At 49.5% G+C, this 881-nt stretch carries 2 protein-coding genes; both read right to left on the bottom strand.

Features of this window, described 5'->3' with window-relative positions; genetic code table 11:
* On the bottom strand, positions 1–363 hold a 363-nt coding region (locus LEPBO_RS0133140; RefSeq protein WP_192820019.1), incomplete at its 3' end, for a transposase family protein.
* 117 nt (positions 364–480) lie between these two features.
* Positions 481–795 carry an IS66 family transposase gene (locus tag LEPBO_RS0133145; RefSeq protein WP_071596258.1) on the bottom strand — a complete coding sequence of 105 codons (315 nt, stop codon included), beginning with the start codon at positions 793–795 and terminating at the stop codon, positions 481–483.
* Positions 796–881: the final 86 nt, after the last annotated feature.

The raw sequence follows: 881 nt of genomic DNA on the forward strand, positions 1-881 counted from the left end.
CAGTTGTGCTGCTAATCGCTTCGTTCGTCTTGCCCACGGAGCCATCACGCCCGCGATCCGTTCCGTGAAGATTTTGCGATCGCACCTTTCTTGATCACAGAAGAACTTGCCGACCGTCAGCTTGATCACGATTTGATAATTTGCCCACGGTAAGTCTGCCAGCGTCCGTTCATAGAAACTATGCACTCGATAGGAAGCTTGATTGCACACTGGGCAATAGACTGTTTGCTGCACCGATTCCATCAACACTCGAATCTGTTGTTGTTCTACATCAAGTTCGTAATTCTGAAATTGTAGGTGTTCTGGGCTAGGAAGCAGTTGGGTTAAGAGTTCCACCATCTTGCCGATGCGATTTATCACCATTCTGACAAATTTTCACCAAAACCTGCGGTGAACCCGAAGTTGTGCAAATACGCACTACCTGGCTTCCCGTGTTGTTGAGGCGAAGGACATGAAGAATGGATTCAACCGCTGATGTAACTACTCAGGCTGAAGCACCGTTGGCATTGTCGGGTTGCCCAAGAAAACTTGCTTGAGTGCTTCGAGGACATTCAACCCTTGCTTTTTGAGCGTGGAGATATAGCCGCGAATCCGCCCAAACATCTGTGCGCCCTCAACGGAGCGAAATCCACCCGATATCTTTTGCTTCAATTTCATCATGCGAAGGTCGCGCTCGGCTTGATTGTTATCAAAGGGAACGCGGAAGTCCAGCATAAATGCTAACACCTGCGCTTGGTGCTGCTGTAAGCGGTCGAGTAAGTTCTTTGCGGGCGATTTTTGGGTCGTCCTCGCGATTTTGCGTCATCAAGCGGCGGGTCATTGATGCGATTGAGAGACAATCCCGCCTCAATCAGCAGCACATAGCGTTCTTCAAACCACTG

This window comes from Leptolyngbya boryana PCC 6306 (genome assembly GCF_000353285.1).
GTDB lineage: Bacteria > Cyanobacteriota > Cyanobacteriia > Leptolyngbyales > Leptolyngbyaceae > Leptolyngbya > Leptolyngbya boryana.